The sequence below is a fragment of the Shewanella sp. N2AIL genome, from assembly GCF_022690845.1.
In the GTDB taxonomy this organism is placed as follows: domain Bacteria; phylum Pseudomonadota; class Gammaproteobacteria; order Enterobacterales; family Shewanellaceae; genus Shewanella; species Shewanella baltica.
The window spans coordinates 12,028-31,517 of the sequence record NZ_JALBYT010000011.1 but is presented as its reverse complement, the minus strand read 5'-3'; the positions used below and the strand labels follow the sequence as shown (position 1 = coordinate 31,517).

Below are 19,490 nucleotides of genomic sequence, written 5' to 3'. Positions count from 1 at the left end.
AGCAGTGAGCATATTCAACACAGAGGGAAGCTAAATGGTACGTTTCAGTGTTTTGGATCCTTGGATCGATCCCCGTGGCGGCGAAATCGAGCGGGTTCGGATCGACAATGGCATACTCGCATTAGAAGTCATCAGCTTAGGCGGAATTATCCGCGCTCTGTGGACCCCAGATAAACACGGCGAACGTGCCAATATCGTCCTTGGTTGCGACAGCGCTGAAGATTACCTGACGCAATCGGCTCACTTAGGTGCCATTGCTGGCCGCTTTGCAAATCGCATCGCTAACGGCAAAATGCACTATCAAGGTCAAGATTATCAACTCGATGTCAACCAAGCGACCAACTGTTTACACGGCGGCCGTGAAGGATTTAACCGTAAAAACTGGCACTTAGGCCAACTGCCCGATGGTGTGCGCTTGACCTTAATGAGTCCAGACGGCGACATGGGTTTTCCCGGTAATTGCACGGTTCAGCTAGATTACCGCCTCGCAGGCAATAATCTCTATGTGGAGATCTTAGCCTCAGTGGATAAAGCCTGCCCCGTGAGCTTAACCCAGCACAGTTATTTCAACCTCGATGGTTCAGAGACCAATCACGAGCATTTGATGCAAATTGATGCCAAGCGTTATCTCACCATGAATGATGTCAGTGTTCCCACTGGGATTGCAGAGACGGCAGGGTCGATTTTCGACTTGAGTCAGCCGATACGTTTAGGCGACAAACTGCATGCCGCAGAACTCGCAAGCACGCGCGGTTATGATCACTGTTATATGATGAATGATCCAAACGGTTCACTTGCCCGCTTTGGCTGTTTAAGCAGTCCAGTGAGTGGTCGCGCTATGACGGTTTATACCAATCAACCGAGCGTGCAGCTCTACTGCGCTAACTTTTTAGATGGCACTGTAGGTCGCAATCAACAGGTATTAAATCAACATCATGGCGTGTGTTTAGAGCCGCAGATGCTGCCAGACTCACCGAATCAAGGCGAGCGCTTTGGTGATGATGTTTGGTTAGTACCTGGCAAGGTTTATCACCACATCAGCCGATATCAGTTCGATGCCGATGCGTAACCATTGCCTATAAAATAGCAATAAATTAACGGTAAATGGGGGCACGCTAAAATAGCGATGAATTGAGGTTAACACTCGGTTTCGCGGAAGGAAATAAAGCGATAAGGAATAAAATAAGCCCTATTTTATTCCTTACACTCACAGTGTTAGCCCTTAAGCCGACACTGTGTTAATCATCAAAATCATCGCCCCAATCATCGTCAAAATCCACGCCTACGGCATCGGATTCCACTTCTGGTTCAACTTCAGGCTTTGCCTTACGAACAGGCGCAGTTTCCTTCACGTTGTTTAAGTCAATACGAGCTTGATGCTTACTCATGAATTGAGCTCTAGCCGCCTTCCATGCACCACTAAACTTAGCCTCAGCAGCTTTTAACGCAGCCTCATCTAAGTCGTATAGGTTCACTTTGACGATATCTTCCACATACTCAATGATCGCATCACGATCGGAATTGTATAGGTAGATACGTCCTGGGGAGGCATCGGGCAACTGGTTGTCATGGACGACAATCGCGTTGCCTTTCGATGTTCTCAGCTCACCATACCAAACCTGTTTCTTTGCTGTGTTATACATATATGCTAATACCCTTAAATCAACACATACACTATGAGTTTTTTAGCCTGAATAAGCGAAGCATCGCTTGCTTTGATCCACGAATAGCGCCGGAAAGTCTCTGACGTTTTCAACTGGGTATTTTTACAGAATATTTCCGATAATCAATGCCTCATACCATGAAATTTTCACTAATTACGTATTAATTTCTGCCAAAGTACCCAAAAAGTTTAATCATTAACGACTTTAGTCTAAAAAATCGACGCGGCAAGTTTTATTCCCAATAAAAAGCAATCATATCGACTATGTTCGATGGGCATAAACTTTACGATTCGAAGTTGCAGTTCGAGGTTACTGCAAGGTTAAGCATCAGGTTTAACCATGACGATTTAACGACAGTAGCGCAAACGACTATTTACCCCTACGTTACTCAGCCACGCTTTTGCCTGAACGCTCTCAGACTTGCCTCAAATGGCCGCGACCTAAACAATCCATCGCAGCCAAACCAACGTGCCAAGCCTAAATGACCGTCAGTACCACCTTACCCCTGTGCTCACCCGACTCCATCAGCGCATGGGCTTTCGCGGCTTCGCCTAATGGGAAGGTCGCAAAAATATTGGGCACAATTTTATGGGCGTTTAACAGCGGCCAGACTTTCTCAAATAATTCGGCGGCAATGGCGGCTTTAGCCTCCACGCTTTGTGGTCTTAGGGTCGACCCTGTCCACATAATACGTTTTGCCATCAGACGGAAAATCTCCACTTCGGCCTTAGGGCCACGTTGCATCGCCACCGACACCATACGGCCGTCCATCGCTAAGGCTTGTAAATCGAGATTAATAAAATCGCCACCCGCGATATCAAAGACCACGTTCACGCCCTTATCTTGGGTGAGCGCCATGACGGGCTCAACAAAGTTTTGGGTGCGATAATTGATGACTTCAGCGGCGCCAAGGCTCAAGCAATAATCGCGCTTCTCATCTTGCCCCGTCGTGGCAATGACTTTTGAACCTAAGGCGCTGGCAAGTTGAATGGCCGTACTGCCGATACCGCCCGAGCCGCCGTGGATCAGTACCGTCTCGCCCGCTTTCAGTCCCGCACGCATAAACAGGTTGCCCCATACGGTGAAGAAGGTTTCTGGCAGCGCGGCGGCCTGCACATAACTAAAGCCCGTTGGGATAGGCAAACAATGGGCAGCATAGGTGAGGGCATACTCGCCATAGCCACCGCCCGGTACTAAGGCGCAAACCTTGTCGCCGATTTGCCATTGGCTCACGCCGTCACCGAGGGCACAAATATCACCCGCGACTTCAAGACCAATAATAAGTGATGCACCCGGTGGCGGTGGATACGCGCCCACCCTTTGTTTGACATCGGGGCCATTCACTCCAGCTGCATGTACGCGGATCAACACTTGACCAGCGGCGGGGATAGGCAGAGGCGAGCGCGATAATTGCATCACCTCGGGGGCACCGGGTTGCTCAACATAGATATGGGTGTATTCGCTTGGTAAAGCTGACATAAAAGCTCCTTTGGAATGGCATCGACCTCATCGCAGATGGCTTAGCGGTTCGAGTGCTTACAGCGGAAAGTGCATCTAACCTTAATGCGGCTAAGCTAGCGCAAATTCAAGCCAAATAGCCACTCTTATTCCACAAGGTATTCAATCAGGTATTTCATAAGGCATTCAATTAGGCCTTTCTAAGCTGTGGAGTCCAACAGACTCAGCTTCTGGCGCGAGTCCTTTGAGCAATAAGCTGAACAGAAAAGATGTATAAAACAAATTTACAGATAAATACTAGATATATTAAAAACTTACAGCCATCATTTGAACGCATTATTTGCTAGCTGCGATGTTTGTCGCGCTATTGTTATCACGCAAATAATCCAATGAGGTTTGATGCAAGCTTAGGTTCCACGCATCAAATAACGCCCAAGGAAGATCTGCTTTGCAGACTAGATAACTACGGATACACAATGAAAAACACACTGCTCTTCGCAGCTATTAGCTTAGCTTTTGCGACTCCCACTCTCGCCCATGACACTCATACGAGTCACCCATTAGGCAGCAACACACCCAGCAATCCACAAGCGCAACCCGCACCACGACCACCCTCGGCGCCCATTAGCCAAATAGAATCCCATAGACCGCTACTGCGGGAGACGCCATTGATGGCATCCCCGAATGAGCCAACTATGACAGAACAGACAATGACAGAACCGCCTAAGATCCATTCACGCAAGAAGCGAGAAGTATCTGAGCAACCGCCACTTAAGTTACAGAGTCGCAGCGCCGCACTGCAGAGCAATGACTGCAGTGACTTTGTCGGTAAATCGGGCCAAGCCCTAGTGGATCAATTGAGCCAATCGACACCCGAATGCGTCGGTAAGCTCTATAGCCTCAAAGGCAGTAGCGCCACCGCGCTGTTTAGCGAGGCCAATGTGATCAGTGTCGCCAACGCCATAGCCACTAAAGCCAAGGACTACACTGGGGTCGATGTTCAGCATCTTGAATCGCATATTTACTTTGTCCGCGCCGCCCTCTATGTGCAGTTTTACAGCCCAAATGATGTGCCCGCTTACAGCAGCGCCGCTAAGGCCAGCTTAAAATCGGCCCTCAACGCTTTATTTGCGAACGCTGCGATTTGGACTGTATCCGATGACAATGCTGGCGTGTTGAAAGAAGCCTTAATCCTGATTGACTCTGCCGAGCTCGGCGCCGATTTTAATCATGTCACCATAAAAGTGCTAACGGACTACGACGCTAACTGGCAAGCCAGTTTCGCCATGAACGCCGCAGCAAACTCAGTGTTTACCACCTTATTCCGCGCCCAGTGGAATGATGACATGCAGGCGCTGTTCGCTCGTGACCAAGGCATTTTAGATGTGCTGAATAACTTCCAACTCGAACATCGCGACTTGTTAGGCACCAATGCTGAGTATCTGTTAGTCAACTCAGTCAAAGAGTTATCTCGGCTGTATTACATTGATGCCATGCGCCCGCGAGTGACTCAGCTAGTTAAAAACATCCTCAGCAGCACCAGTAAAACCGAACCGAGCAAAGTGCTTTGGTACGCGGCGGCAGAAATGGCCGACTATTACGATCGCAGCCATTGTAACGATTACAATATCTGTGGTTTTAAGGCGCAGCTAGAGGCCGATACCCTACCGTTCAACTGGAAATGCTCCGACAGTCTCAAGATCCGCGCCCAAGATCTCTATCAAGATCAAGCCAAGTGGGCCTGTGATGTGCTGACCAGCCAAGAAAGCTATTTCCACAGCAAACTTGAAACGGGCATGCAACCTGTAGAGCAAGATAACAACGATGACTTAGAGCTAGTAATCTTTGGCAGCTCGTCTGAGTATAAATCCTTAGCCAACAGTATCTTTGGCATCAATACCGACAACGGCGGCATGTACCTTGAAGGCTCGCCCGCCGGACTCAAAAATCAGGCGCGTTTTATCGCCTATGAAGCCGAATGGCGCACGCCGGATTTCCATGTCTGGAACCTGCAACACGAATATGTGCACTACCTCGACGGGCGCTATAACCTGTTTGGTGACTTTAGTCTCGGCACGTCAGCCAATACTATTTGGTGGATTGAAGGCCTAGCGGAATATATCTCTTACCGTGACGCAAACCCAGCGGCGATTGCCATGGGCGAAACCGGTGAGTTCATGTTGTCGACCATATTCAAAAACAACTATGAATCGGGCCAAGACCGCATCTATCGCTGGGGTTATCTGGCGGTGCGCTTTATGTTTGAGCACCACAGAGACGATGTAAGACAGATTCTGGCCTACCTACGTAACGACCAATACGCTGAATATCAAACCTTTATGGATGGTATCGGTACACGTTACGACAACGAGTGGCAAGGTTGGCTCGCCAGCGGCTTGAGCACGGCTGACGATGGCATTGTCGATAAAGGCCCAAGTGATGTCGATGCTGAGCCCAGTGGCCGTGAAGGTAATTGGACTGGCCCTGCGGGCACTATCAGTAAGGATTACTCTCCTTGCCAAGTAACGAACGAAGCCTACCGTTACACTGAATCGGCTAGCCTGAAAATCGATGTGCCGATGGAATGCATCGACTCCAAACTCGGTCGCGCCAGTTTCAGTTTTACTAATACCGATCGCTCGGCCCAAGATCTGTGGATCAAGATTGGCGGCGGTTGGGGTGATGCCGACATTTATTTCGATTCTAGAGGCTGGGCAAGCCCAGAACAAAACCAAGGCGCGGGGATCGGCAATGGCAACTATCAAGTCATTAAAGTGCAGTTAAACCCTGACGAATATTGGCACTACATTACCTTGTCGGGGGACTTTGGCGGCGTCGATATGCAAGTCAGCACCACAGAACTGTTCGCTGATGTCGATCCCGATCTGGGAGATGGCGGCGTGGATCCTGAGCCACCAGCAAATTGCGGTGCAGTGACCTTAGATTACGGCCAGCTCACCCTAGGCAAAAACGAGTGTATCAGTGGTGGACGCAACAGCTTCTACTTCTGGGTTGAGGAAGATAATAGCCAGTTCACCGTCACCACTAAGGGCGGTTCTGGGGATGCCAATCTTTACTTCAATGCCAGTCAGTGGGCCGACGCCGATAATGCCGATGCCAAGAGCACCCAAGTGGGTAATCAAGAGTCGCTTAGCTTTAGTGCCAATCGCGGCTGGCGTTATATCACAGTGGACACTGCCACTGAGTTTAGCGGCGTCACTCTCACCCTCAATGCTGGTGCAAGCAACACGCCTACGCCAGCTCTCATCGCCAATGCCTGCGCGACGCAATCCCCCTTGAGTCATGGTGAGCTAAGTTCAGGCAAAGCCATCTGCACCGCCGATGGCCGCAGCGATTACTATCTTTGGGTGCCAGAAGGTACGAGTCAGTTAAGCATCAACTCCGCCCACGGCAGTGGTGATGTGAGCCTGTTTTCGGGGACAACTTGGGCCAATGCTCAACACTTCGATGCAGCGTCTGTCACGCCTGCTAACACTCAAGAAAGTATCACAGTCGATGCACCAAGCCTGGGTTGGTATTACATCACAGTGCAGAGTGAACCCCAGAGTTCAGGTGTCACACTGCAAGTCGATTTACGCTAGTTGGCTGTCGTTGTTTAAGCCAGAACGTTTAAATCTGCTTATTTAACTCTAGCCACTTAACACTAGAGGCTTAAATCAAGCAGCTGAATAAATAGCAAAATCCCTGCCATGGCAGGGATTTTTATTGGCTAAATGCTAACGAATACTCTTTTATATAAACATGACGTTATAAGCGCATCTCTTCAAGCACTTGCACTCTGTCCTTGGCCCTTGCTTCATAGTCATTTGAAAATCGCTCTGCAATTTCAATGCTCTGCTGATAAAGCGTTAACGCTGTTTTCGCATCGACCGCGCCGCCCTCGCCTTTATCTAATAAGGTTGCTAGCTGGAAGTATGCATTGCCTAAAATATCCGCCTGCAAACCTTGCTCAGCACCCAGCGTCGTTACTCTTGCTAACCAGTAGCGCGCATTAACCGCATCACGATGGGTTTCCGATAACAAGATATTGGCAAGTTCGGCTGCGGCATAGAGATCCCGCTCGGCGGCAATCTGCCAAAACTCCTCACCCGCAGCAAAATTATCCGCCAAATAGTAGTAATCGCTGGCCGCCGCATGGGCCAGTTCAGGCTTAGCTTTCACGCTCAGACGATAATTTTCCAGCGCTGCGTTAGCATCAGAATACGGCGAATAGGGTAACACTTGATAGAAAGCCATAAGGCTACTTGCCTCTGGCATTCCTTGGTCAACTAATTGATTTAACTGCTGCCACGCTTGCGTTTCTCTAACCTTATCCTCACCCGTATTAACGAGGCCACGCTCAATAACCGATAAAGGTAAACGGATTAACTCAAGCTTTGCCGTGTTATCACCAAAGCTTGCGGCGCGCCCGAGCCAATAGGTTTTTTCATCATTTCGCCCCGCGTAACCGGCTTGAGCACGCATCCAGTGCAAGGCTTCAATATCGCCCGCCTCTGCGGCTTCACGGTAATACTTTAGCGCCTTAGCCTCGTCCTTAGGCAAGGCGTGGCCCAACTCATAGATACGCGCCAATAAGCGCTTATCTTCGGCCTTGGCACTTTGAGCTAAGGTCTTGATTTGTGATTCAGGTTTGCCATAGGCATACAGTTTTACTTCACTGTTGGCATAAGCATATTGAGTGCCGTCGGGATACTTCACTTCAACCGTATCGGGCTGATACCAGACATCGACCTCGTAATGCTCGGCAATCTGTGGATTAAAGTTCACCCGCATCACCGCCTCCTCACCGCGCCGAACCGCTTGAGTATACGGGCTGGACCACAGGCTAGAAGTGCGCTGCAGGCTACTCTTCAGCCGTGCCTCGAAGGGCTTGTCTTCCTCTGGATAATGAATAAAAACCGGATAGTAAACTGGTGCTAACGATAACGGCGTGGTCGCCAGCAGAGAATTATCTGCCTCGCTGCCCGCATGAATAGGATCGATATTAAGCTCATGACTTAAATAAAAATCATCGTGGGATGACACTTGAGTCGGCAACGCCGTTTGGCTGGCAAGCTGAGCCGCATCTACCGAGGTGCCCTGCAACTTGGCGAGGTAATCCCGTTGTAGCGTTTTAGCTCTCTGCCACAACGGATGGTTCGGCAATATCGTCACATCGAGCATTAAATCCTCGAGATGCCACTGGCAATCACCGCCACCATTTAAGGCTAAGGGCAGCGAAAACTCACTCGCTTCACTGCCGCTACTGATGACTTGCCGTAGCACTGAGGTTTCTTCGAGTGTGGCGCGATAGGGATTGGCAAGATCGCCACTGGGAAAACGGATTTCCTTGCGGGTACAAATCGATGAGGCGTAATAACCGACGAGTTCTAATTGCGTATTGGCGGGCAACACACCGACAAACTCGAAACGCTGGCTGTCCGCCGGCGCCGTCACTTGATCGACTGGCAACTCACTGCGAAACAAGGACTCCCAAAAAGAGGCCATGACCGGAGAGGCAAACATCAGCCCAGCCGAACAAGCCAAATACAGGGGCGCCCTGTGAAAGCACTGTAACAAACTCATAATGCCAGCTCTCCGTCGCTGATGAGGCAAATCCACTCGCACTAAAACACTCGCTTAAATACAAAAAAGATCATTAAGTTATCGAAAAAATTAAGCCAACGCGCTTAGCTATTGGCTTAGATCATAACGTATTTACGGGCAAGTTGAACCCATGCTGTCGATCTAGTCTCGATAAACCCCAACGAATCTAGAACTAAGCTTTGGCGCTGCGCAGTCTTGCAAGTACATCCTTAGCTTTGAGCTCGGCCATAGCGACATAGGCCACAGGCACTACAAATAACGAGAAGAAGGTCCCCGCTAACAGGCCACCGACTAAGACTAACCCTATGTTGGCTAACCCTAATGAGCCAGGCCCAGAAGCCAGCGCTAAAGGAATGGCACTTAAAATCATGGTTAAAGACGTCATTAGAATCGGTCTTAAGCGAGATTTAGCACTGCTTCGCGCCGCCTCAATCGCACTCAAACCTTGGTCTTGTTGCTTGTTCGCAAACTCCACCAGCAAGATACCGTGTTTGGTCACTAACCCCACCAAAGTTAATAACCCTATCTGCGAGTAGATGTTCACGCTCTGGCCAAACAAGGTTAAGGTCAACAGCGCGCCAACAATACACAAAGGTACAGTCAGTAAGATAATTAAGGGATCAACGAAGCTTTCAAACTGCGCGGCTAAAATCAAATAGATAAACACCAGAGCCAGCAAAAATAGCGACTGAGTGCCCGCCTGTGAATCCATTAAATCTTTCACTACCCCATTGTATTTAAAGCCTTGGGCATCGTTGAGCAGTGTTGGCAGTTGCTCGTCTAAGTAAGCTTTGATTTCATCGGTGGAATAGCCGGGCATAACGTCCGCCGTCAGCTCGGCGCTATCAAGGCCCATAAAGGTCTTAATGTTCGATTCTGCCGTGGTCTGCTTAATCGACACAAACTGCGATAACGGCAGTGCTTGCCCAGATTCTGAGGTGACGTACAGCTTATTCAACACTTTGAAATCACTAAGCTTATCTAAGTTCACTTGCACTTGAATCGGATAAGTAAAGCCATCGGTGGCATGTAAGTCTGCCGCCTTAACTGAGCCCAAGAAGGTCGACAGCGCATTCGTCACATCGCCATAACTGACGCCCGAGAGGATAATGGCGTTGCGATCGATAGACAGATCGTAGCGCAGCTGATCCCTCAGCACCGAGTTACCCACGTTGTTCAGTCCAGGATAATCCTCGAGTAACTTTTGCACTTTGGCGGCAGTGTCATTGAGCTCGTCCTTGTTGCGGTCTAAGGTCGTTAACTCTAAGCGTAGATTATTGGCAATGCTGAGATTATTCGCCGAGCGAATGCTAAAGGACATGTTATAGGCAGAAACGCTTTCCTTTGATTTGCTCATCAAGTCGCTGATCACATCATCTATGCCCTCGCTGCGCTCACCCCAAGGTTTAAGCAGCACATGGTTCACTGGCTCGCCCTCGATGTAAGACAAGTTCGCCCCAACGGCGGGATGCTCATCCATCACGCCATTAAGCTCAGCATTATGGTTCAGATGATACTGGCGACCCACACCCGTTGGGCCATTGGACGCCACATCAATAAAACCAGAATCTTCCGCGGGTAAAAGTATTTTCGGCAACTGCCAGTAGGCGATGCCCGCAAGGCCGATAAGCACTACAGCCGCACCGAGCATTAAGCGCTTACGACCGAACCACTTATCCAGTTCTTTGATATACAAATCATTTAACTGCTGCAGCGCATGCTCGACTCGGCTAAACCATTTCGGCTGCTGCTCAGTGGTATTGATAAGATAGGCGCTCATCATAGGCGACAAAGTCAACGCCACCACGCCAGAGATCATCACGGCGGCGGCCAAGGTGAAGGAGAATTGCCTAAACAGATCGGCGGTTAACCCCGACATTAATCCTATCGGCAGATACACGGCCGCGAGCGTTAAGGTCATGGCAATGATCGGGAAGATGATTTCCTGACAGCCTTTAATCGCCGCGTTAAAAGGCGTTTCACCGTTTTCGATGTGGCGATAACAGTTCTCCACCACCACAATAGCGTCATCCACCACCAGACCGATGGCCAAAATTATTGCCAGAATGGTCAACACATTGATGCTAAAACCGAGGGCCGACATCACGGCAAACACCCCAATCACACACACGGGAATGGTAATGATAGGAATTGATGCCGCCCGCAGGCTGCCCAAAAATAACACCACAATCAGCGACACTAAGATCACCGCCTCAATCAGCGCAGAAAAGCCTTCGTCGATGGAAGCCTCAATAAAGTCGGCCTGATTGTAGGCCAAGGTCATCTCTAACCCTTGGGGTAAATGCTGCTGCATACGCGCAATTTCGGCCTTAATGTTCGAGGCCACGGTTACAGGATTCGCGTTACTTAGGGGTAAAATTTGCAGCGACATAGCGCTATGGCCGCCGATAGACAAGATACTCGGCGACAGACTTTCTTCGCCCATCACCACATCGGCGACGTCGGCCACTCGGATGATCTTGCCTTCGCTGACCTTGATCACTAAGTCCTTCACATCTTCGAGTGTTTCAACTTGATTCAAAGGGTTGATCGAGAAATCCCGCGATTTACCTTTAATCGCGCCCGAGGTGAAGCTGGCATTGTAGGAGCCTAAGGTGCCCACCACATCGGCAGCTTTAATATTCAACGCCTTCATTTGTTCAGGGTTGAGCCAGACTCTAACCGCCTTTTGTGAGCCGCCATAGGGCCCCCACACAGCGCCAACGCCTTGCACTTGCTTGAGCTGCGGCACTAGTTGCTGGCTAATGTAATCGTACATGGCCTGCTTTTCCATGCCGCCCGCGTTCACAAAGGTAATGATATTACTGGCAGAATCTGTGGCCGAGGTATCGTCGGTGACCGTTGGCTTATCTATCATGCTCTGGGGAAAATCGTTAATCCCTTCAACGCTGCTACGCAACTTATTCATTAAGTTGGTGTATTCAATATCGCTGGTATCGTCATTGAATTTAATGGTTAACGAGCAGCGCCCCTCGCTACAGTCAGTCGACATAGTATCGACCTTATCTATGCCCGAAGCTGCAGCAATCAACTTATCGGCCACATTGCTCGACATAAAATCGGCGCTCGCCCCTGCAATCGATGCATTCACAGATGCCGAGTGGGTGGTGTGCTCAGGAAAATATTGGATATCGAGTTTTTGAAAGGCAATCAAGCCCAGTAACACAGCCATAATGCTAAGTACGGAGGCGAAGATAGGATGACGAATACAGACTTCGGGTAAACGCATTATTCGGCCCCCTCAGTGCTAGGTTCAGGACTTGGAGTAGCACCCGCACCTGAGTTGGAACTGGAGGCTGCCGCTTTATCTGCCGTGTTTTTATCCTGAATGACTTTGATCTTGCTATCAGACTTGAGGTTTTGCATGCCCGTCTTAACCACGAGATCACCTTCGGCTAAACCTTCGGTCACGACCGCATAACCGTCATTAGTGTTTTGCGCGAGTTTAACCACTTGTTTTACGGCGCTATCGCCCCGCACTAACCAGACAAAGCGTTCGTCATTATTGGCGATAATCGAATTTTGCGGCACTAATAAGCGTTTAATCCCACGGCTATAGAACTGCTTAATATTGGCGAACATGCCGGGCGCCAGTTTGAACTCTGGGTTGTCGAGGGCGGCGTGCACTTCAACTCGTCCTGAGCTTTCATCCACCGCTGGAGCCACATAGTTAACTAATCCTTTGAACACCTTATTGCCATAAGCTTCGACCGTCACATTTACCTTCTGACCTTTTTGCGCCTTGCCAAAATCATTTTGGCTGATGGCATAACGGACTTCGACGGGATTTAAACTATAGAGTGTGACTAAAGCTGTACCTGCGCCAATTTGGCTGCCAATGGACTGACTAAAGCTTGTTAGCTGACCGTCGAAGGGCGCCTTGATCAAGTAATCGTTCATGGTCGCTTGTTTCTGGCGAAAATCGGCATCGGCCAGATTCACATTTTCCCGCAGCTCATCTACATCTTGCTTGGCGAGTGCGAAAGGCTCTTTGATCAGCAGGTCTTCAATACGCTCAAGCTTAGTTTTCGCCAGTGCTAAGGTGCTCTTGGCCTTGTCTAAATCGGCCTTGGCCTTAGTGTTATCTTGCTCGGCAATCACTTGGCCTTTCGTCACTTTGTCGCCGTTACTAAAATGGATGGCACTGATTTTTTCGCTGGCGTTAAAGTTGAGTATCGCCGAATCGATGGCGTTAATTTTACCGACTTCATTGACGACATCGGCAAAGGAGGTTTCTTTAATGGCCTCGACCGTCACAGGGATAACGTCGACCTTGTCCGCCGCAGATACGGCTATAGGGGTTAAGGTGAAAAAACTCGCCAGTAGAAACGTCAAAGGCGCGAATAAGGGCGCCTTTGGGAGATGATGGGGGCTTTTTAATGAAATATCGCATGCACTGCGTGCTCGTTCAGTCACTCTTTGTATAAACAGCGTTTGTGTAAACAGCGTTCGTGTAAACATAGTATGCAAACCTATCGTTCTTACTATTCAACGGACATCCTATCCGACAACAGCAAACCGGATTGAACCCAAGACTAATACCAAGTCCCCCAAAATGCCTGTTTCAGCAATTTGAGGTTATTTGGGTATACAGCCTATAGGCATAATCCCTGTCAGTGCCAGTAAAAATACTGTTACACATTCAAACAAAACAATGAGTTAACGAAAAACCTAATCGATAAAACTTAAATCACACAAAATCACACAAACCACAACAAACTAGAAACAGATGTAAAGTCAGCCTGTTAGCAAGCCACTATTTGCCTTTTAACAGGGCTTCGATGGCCTTTTTCACCTCTGCAAAACAGGGGCGCTGAGTCACATCTAACTGCATGCACTCATCCTTAATCGCACTCAACTTTCTATAGTGTTCAGGGCCAATCGAGGCACTCACATAGGCCGATGCATCCACATAGGCCAACAGATCCTCAATCAAGCAGCCCAGCGCACGCACTTCAATCGCTTCCATTGCCAAGCGCTCTACTGTAGACAGATTGCGTAAATTGGATGCCGCACCAAAATCACCAAACAACAGGTTCATCTGTTGATTAACCATAATGTTATGGGCGTAGACATCGCCGTGGCTCACTTGCTTGGCGTGCATGTGCGCCATCGCATCGGCCAATTGGAGTGCAATCTTAGTCACGTCATCAAGGCTAAACTGGGTATCAGCATGAAAGGTATCACGGGTGCAGGTTGCCAGACTTGGCGGTAAACCTAAATTGCTAAACCCGGGCGGAATGAGCTCCATCACTAAGCCCAATTGATCCTTCTGGCTGATGTGCGCCACCACCTTGATAAGGCTCGGGTGATCTCCCGTTGTGAGGCAGCAATCTAACTCGTCAGCGGGATACCCATCGCTGGTCACTTCACCCTTAAAGAGTTTTACCGCAATCTGCGATGACCCCGTCGCGGCTATCATGGCTTGATTCAACCAATCGCCACGGTAAATCACCCCAGAAGCCCCTTCGCCCAGCTTCTCAGCCAACTTGATATCATGCAGAGTCACGTTTGCCACTGTGGCCACATCAGCGTGGGGATCGACCAAGGTATGGCTGAACGGATTACCCGCAAAAGCGAGCCAAGTCAGCTTAGGCAAACCCAATAGCCAAGCTGGCAGCGCTTGCAGTTGATTGGCCGATAGACGCACTAATTCTAAGTTACGGCAATTAGCCATCGACTCGGGCAAAGCCGTTAACTGGTTGCCCGCTAAGGCTAATTTTTGTAGACGAGGTAAATCGCCCATAGCCGCAGGCAAGGTTTCGATTTGGTTATCGGTAAGAATGAGCCAGCGAGTTTGCAGCGGTAACGCGGCGGCAGTCACAGTACGGATTTGATTCGCCTTAAAGCCAATCATCTCTAAATTCGCACAGCGCCCTAATGCCTCGGGTAAGTGTTCGAAGCGGTTATTAGAAGCAAAGAGGATCCTTAAACGCGATAAACGGTGCAAGTCCTCGGGCAGAGTACTCAGTTGATTACTCGACAAATCGAGGATTTCGAGGCTATCGGCTAAGTCAAAAATCTCCCGCGGAAACTCGGTTAACTCCTCGACCAATTGTAAACGCGTGATCCCTTGTAACTGCCCTGCTCTTAACTGCGCTAACGTCTGCACTTTGCTACCCAAGTCAATGAAAAATCGCCGCTATGGTAGCGCATTAATGGTTAAAGCTAAACGCAAGATATATAGCCAAAGGGCGGCGCAATGCCCGCTAAACGGACGTTAAGCGGGCATTGCAAATAGGGGGAAACCGTGGGGAGCTATCCAGAAACGCGAAAACAGATTAGCATGTGCACCAATATGGAATGCCCAGTTAACTCATCACAGGACAATCATGCGGAAACATTTTCGCCAAACGCACTCTTTTACAGTGCTAATGCTAGCCATGTTTGTGGCCCAATTGAGCGGTTGCGCGACCACGTCGGCAAGCCCATCAACCACAGAATTCAATGCCCCAGCAAATGATGTGAGTAACGCTAACGAGCACTCGCCACAACACCAGCAGCACACGCCACCCGCTGTGGTTGAGCAGTACAGCGACGTTTGGGAAAAGATCCAACACGCCAATACCATTGACGTACATGACGATGCCGAAGTACGCAAACAGCGTAACTTTTTCGATGATAAACAGAAATTTATGAACCAAGTCGGCGAACGCGCCGAGCCCTTTTTGTATTACATCGTCAGCCAGCTCGAAGCCCGTAACATGCCATTAGAATTGGCGTTATTACCCATAGTCGAAAGTGGTTACAATCCACTGGCACAGGCAAACGGCCCGGCTGGACTGTGGCAGATGATCCCCGCCACAGGGCGTAATTTTGGCTTAACGGTTAACTCTGCCTACGACGGTCGCAAAGATGCGCTGGCCTCAACCGATGCCGTGCTCGACTATCTACAGCATTTATACGACACCTTAGATCACGACTGGATCAACGCCGTCGCCGCCTACAATACCGGTGAATTGGTGATTAAAGCCGCCATCGACAAGAACAAAGCCAAGGGCAAACCGACGGACTTTTGGTCGTTGGGCATTCCCGCTAAGCGCGTACAAACTGTGCCTAAGTGGCTGGCGTTTATTCAAATTATTCGCGCCCCTAATCATTACAATCTAAAAGTACGGCCGATAGCTAACCGCCCTTTCTTGGATAGAGTACCTGCGCCCAATGGCGTGGATATCGGCCAAATCGCCAATGCGGCAGGGTTGAGCAAGGCAGAATTTAAAACCTATAACCCTGGCTTTCGCCAAGGCGTGATCCCGAGCAAAGGCAAATATCAAATCGCCTTACCGCTGGAAAACATAGGTCAATATCAAGAAAATCACGACAAACTCTACGCCCAAAAACGCTATGACAGCCAAAGCTACATAGTTAAATCTGGCGACAGCCTAGGCACAATCGCGGCTAAGTTTGATACGTCAGTCAAAGCATTAAAACAGGCTAATAATCTGACCACTGACCGTCTCAAAGTCGGCCAAGAGCTCACACTATTAACGCCAATGGCAGCCAATGATAATGTGCCTGAACCCGCTAAAACCAACACTAAGGCCGATAGCAAAGTCAGCAGCAAGTCATCGACTAAAGCAAATGCCAGTGGCACTAAAGCCGCCAGCTCAAAATCGGCCGACAAACCAGCGGCAAAAGCCAAAACCTACAAGGTGAAATCCGGCGATTCACTGGATAAAATCGCCCGTAAGAATAAGGTCAAACTGGCTGATTTAATGAAGTGGAACCAGCTCAATGGCAAGAGCATTATTAAGCCAGGTCAAGAACTGAAAATCAGCGAATAACGCTTACGGCGTTAACAGCAAAAAGCCCAGCAAAGCGCAAATTAAAAACGCTGTGTTGGGCTTTTTTGTGTCCCACGCTTACAGGAAGAGTGGCTTATTCCTTATGACTTGCGACTTGCGACTTGCGACTTGCGACTTGCGAAGAGTCACTTGCGAACAGTCACTTCAAACCCATCTTTTAAAATAAGTCACTTCAAATACAACGCTGCTATTTTGTGTCTTTCTTCGCTAAACCAAGAGGATACAATTGCTGCTTAAACATGCCAACAGGCATGTAATCGCCAACGACACCATATTGCTCTGGCCACTCTTTCTGACCTCGAACGGCGGTCCCAAAGAGGTAATCTAAAAAAGAAAAATGGGCAGCATAGTTACGATCGATAGCCGCCTTATCGGAAGCATGATGCCAATGGTGGAACTGCGGGCTGACGATTAAGTAACGTAGCCAACCGAAGTTAACTTGGACATTGGCATGATTAAAGACAGCCTGCACGCCAACGATAATCACATAAATACTGATAATGTCTTTAGAGAATCCCAAGATAAAAATCGGCGTGAGCACTAAACAACGGGTAGCGATCAACTCAAACATATGTTGCCGAGATCCCGCCAACCAATCTAAATGCTTGGCGCTATGGTGCACCGAATGGAAGCGCCACAGGAAAGGAATTTCATGGTAAGCGCGATGCGCTGCATATTGCATTAAATCGGCGACCAATAGGATCAACAGCAGTTGCAACACAAAGGGCAGACCCGCGATAAAGCTTTGCACTGTGCTGGAAATGGCCCAAGAAAAGCTCGACTGCACAAATTGGTTTGCCACCAATAATACAAATCCAATCGCTAAATGATTCACCAGAAAATGATTTAAATCCCCTTGCCACTCGGGTCTCAATATTGGCTGTTCAGGTTTATGGGGTAACCATTTCTCGATAAAAATGAAAATTAAGGTTGAGCCTAATAAGTCTAAAATAAACCAATCTAACCCCAGTGAGACCTTATGATTGGCAAAAGGCTCAACCTCGACTTGATGACCACCAAAGGCAATCGCCAAGCTCACAAATACCCAAGCCACAAAGCCAAATCGTTTATTTTTATTTCGAATAAAATTTAATAAACCTAAGCTGCCCGACACCACTAAGGCGACAAATATCAAACTGCGAATAATATCGACGTTATAACTTTGGCGTAATTCGGGGGTAGTCAGGTATTCAGGGAAATGAAACGCCAATACACCTAAAAACGATAATATGGCTAACATGCACGCTATGGTGCCGCTAATACTGCCTTCACCAATTTCGAAATGGCCATCTTTAAATCCTTTGCTAATCACAGTGAACTCCTTTTCCTATGCTGCTCGCGTTATCCACACAACCACCACTCAGCTTAATTTTTGCCGATTAGCCTACATTAACCCCACTGCCACAATCAATAAAAAGCGCTACCTAAGTAGCGCTCTTGTATTAGCTAAGTTCACTCACCTTAACGGTTAGAGCTTAATCAAGTTATAACCAAAGCTAGTGGCAGCATCTTTATTCAGCACCATAGTGACATTATCTTCATTGCTGAAATCCATTAAATCGGAGGCATAGACAACGGTTTTAGTGCCGTTTTCGACTGCGATAACTTTAATAGAATATTCGCCTGCAGGCACAGTCACTGACTGAGGGCTCGCAGGATTGACTGCAGTGATTTTATTTACCGCAGTTTCAATCGTGTCATTTGCTTTTAAGAAATATACAGTGAGATTGCTTTTATCGGCAAAACTCACGATGTCAAACTTAAAGCTATAGGGACTTGGAGTCTGAGTTTGCTTCATCTCCATCGCCTTCACTTGGCTGCCCTGCTCTGTCGCCTGCTCGTAAATGAAGATGGTTTTAATATCATCTTGATTAAGGGTGATCAGCACATTGTCGAGTAATTTAGCTTGGCTAGTATGGTCAAGTACGCTCACACCAAAGTCATTAAACTCGGCGCCTTGGTAAGCTGTTACGCCGAAGGGGGCCACATTGCTAAATAGCGCTTCTTGCTTACTACTCACTACTTTTACATCAACATTATGTGTAGCCAAGCCATTGAATACCCTAAAATCTACACTGCTTTCGAGGGCGACATGGTTACGCACATTGGTGGTTGAGTCGACGCTGTCTAAACTGATTTTAGCGGCTGAAGCGCCAAAGCTTTCCCTTAAAATCAACTTATAAGGCACCTTGGTTTTAAAGTTAATGCTTGCCGTGGTGTAACTGATATTGGTCGTACCCGCCGCAGTCAGATAAATTTTATAGTCGCCCGTATCTAAAATCTGTGGTGTTGAAACCTCACCATAGGAGACGCTGCCTAGCATCACTGCATCGGCAAAGCCTTTATCCGCTTTGGCAATATAGGCATCGTAGGCAGGTGCATCAGTCGCAGTGTGTGCAATCAATAATTGCATCTTGCTCTTGTCCGCTTCGGCATTTTGTTTATCGAGCTCGGTACGCGAGTAATTGATATTCAAAAGGGCTGGCGAGGCAAAATCCCCATGCAATACAAAGAAATGGTCGGTTGCCGTTTTTAAATCGATATTCTCTTTGTAGAGTGAAATATCTTTATTTGCCGCATCCTTACCCATCACCTCTACCTCACTCACACCGGGGGTAGATGTAAATCGTGGCATCGCATCTGCGTAGCTCACGCTTTCATAGGTTTTATCGCCAATCTTCAGCGCGGTAGCAGTGCTCCCCACTGTCGCATTATAGAATTGCACATAAGTATCAGTTTTAGAGGTATCCTCATCCTTGTCATTATCAGAACCACCGCAAGCGGTCACGCCTAAACAGGCGAAGGTCAAAACCGCGAATCCCTTTAGCTTACTTTTTATCATTGTTTCCCTCATTAGCAGACAAAAATTCAGTTCAGTCTACGCAGTTATACAATGACAACAATGGCAATTTCCACTAAAAACAAAAAACAAATA

At 48.4% G+C, this 19,490-nt stretch carries 11 protein-coding genes; 3 read left to right on the top strand and 8 right to left on the bottom strand.

Annotated features, from left to right (window positions below; genetic code table 11):
- Positions 1-34 precede the first annotated feature (34 nt).
- Positions 35-1,069 (top strand): aldose epimerase family protein, encoded by a 1,035-nt coding sequence (locus tag MO387_RS08530; protein ID WP_107946503.1) that lies wholly within the window; start codon positions 35-37, stop codon positions 1,067-1,069.
- 169 nt (positions 1,070-1,238) lie between these two features.
- On the opposite strand, the gene MO387_RS08525 is transcribed toward MO387_RS08530, so the two are convergent.
- Together MO387_RS08525 and MO387_RS08520 are read right to left on the bottom strand one after the other, a co-directional pair.
- Positions 1,239-1,643, bottom strand: a complete 405-nt coding sequence (locus MO387_RS08525; protein WP_107946502.1) for a hypothetical protein — start codon at positions 1,641-1,643, stop codon at positions 1,239-1,241.
- Between the two features lie 498 nt (positions 1,644-2,141).
- The gene (locus MO387_RS08520) at positions 2,142-3,143 is read right to left on the bottom strand and encodes an NAD(P)H-quinone oxidoreductase (protein ID WP_242326211.1); all 1,002 of its coding nucleotides are present in this window, start codon (positions 3,141-3,143) and stop codon (positions 2,142-2,144) included.
- A 455-nt stretch (positions 3,144-3,598) separates the two neighbouring features.
- Between MO387_RS08520 and MO387_RS08515 the strand changes: the two genes are divergently transcribed.
- Positions 3,599-6,724: a M9 family metallopeptidase gene (locus tag MO387_RS08515; protein WP_242326210.1), complete on the top strand. Its 3,126-nt coding sequence runs from the start codon at positions 3,599-3,601 to the stop codon at positions 6,722-6,724.
- 166 nt (positions 6,725-6,890) lie between these two features.
- Here MO387_RS08515 and MO387_RS08510 read toward each other — a convergent pair whose 3' ends face one another.
- The 4 genes from MO387_RS08510 to MO387_RS08495 all read right to left on the bottom strand — a co-directional run bounded on the left by MO387_RS08510 (position 6,891) and on the right by MO387_RS08495 (position 14,862).
- Positions 6,891-8,708, bottom strand: coding sequence for a sel1 repeat family protein (locus tag MO387_RS08510; protein ID WP_242326208.1), 1,818 nt, complete (start codon positions 8,706-8,708; stop codon positions 6,891-6,893).
- A 193-nt stretch (positions 8,709-8,901) separates the two neighbouring features.
- Entirely contained in the window at positions 8,902-11,979 is a 3,078-nt protein-coding gene (locus tag MO387_RS08505) for an efflux RND transporter permease subunit (RefSeq protein WP_242326206.1), read from the bottom strand.
- On the bottom strand, positions 11,979-13,211 hold the full coding sequence (locus MO387_RS08500) for an efflux RND transporter periplasmic adaptor subunit (RefSeq protein ID WP_242326204.1): 1,233 nt from the start codon (positions 13,209-13,211) through the stop codon (positions 11,979-11,981). Before MO387_RS08500 ends, MO387_RS08505 begins: the two co-directional genes overlap by 1 nt.
- A 295-nt stretch (positions 13,212-13,506) precedes the next feature.
- Positions 13,507-14,862 carry a leucine-rich repeat-containing protein kinase family protein gene (locus MO387_RS08495; protein WP_242326202.1) on the bottom strand — a complete coding sequence of 452 codons (1,356 nt, stop codon included), beginning with the start codon at positions 14,860-14,862 and terminating at the stop codon, positions 13,507-13,509.
- Positions 14,863-15,082: 220 nt separating this feature from the next.
- Between MO387_RS08495 and MO387_RS08490 the strand changes: the two genes are divergently transcribed.
- Positions 15,083-16,534 (top strand): LysM peptidoglycan-binding domain-containing protein, encoded by a 1,452-nt coding sequence (locus tag MO387_RS08490; protein WP_242326200.1) that lies wholly within the window; start codon positions 15,083-15,085, stop codon positions 16,532-16,534.
- 208 nt (positions 16,535-16,742) lie between these two features.
- Here MO387_RS08490 and MO387_RS08485 read toward each other — a convergent pair whose 3' ends face one another.
- Both MO387_RS08485 and MO387_RS08480 read right to left on the bottom strand, forming a co-directional pair.
- Positions 16,743-17,864, bottom strand: coding sequence for a sterol desaturase family protein (locus tag MO387_RS08485; RefSeq protein ID WP_347342541.1), 1,122 nt, complete (start codon positions 17,862-17,864; stop codon positions 16,743-16,745).
- Positions 17,865-18,023: 159 nt separating this feature from the next.
- Entirely contained in the window at positions 18,024-19,397 is a 1,374-nt protein-coding gene (locus MO387_RS08480) for a DUF4397 domain-containing protein (protein ID WP_242326198.1), read from the bottom strand.
- Between the last annotated feature and the right edge of the window lie 93 nt (positions 19,398-19,490).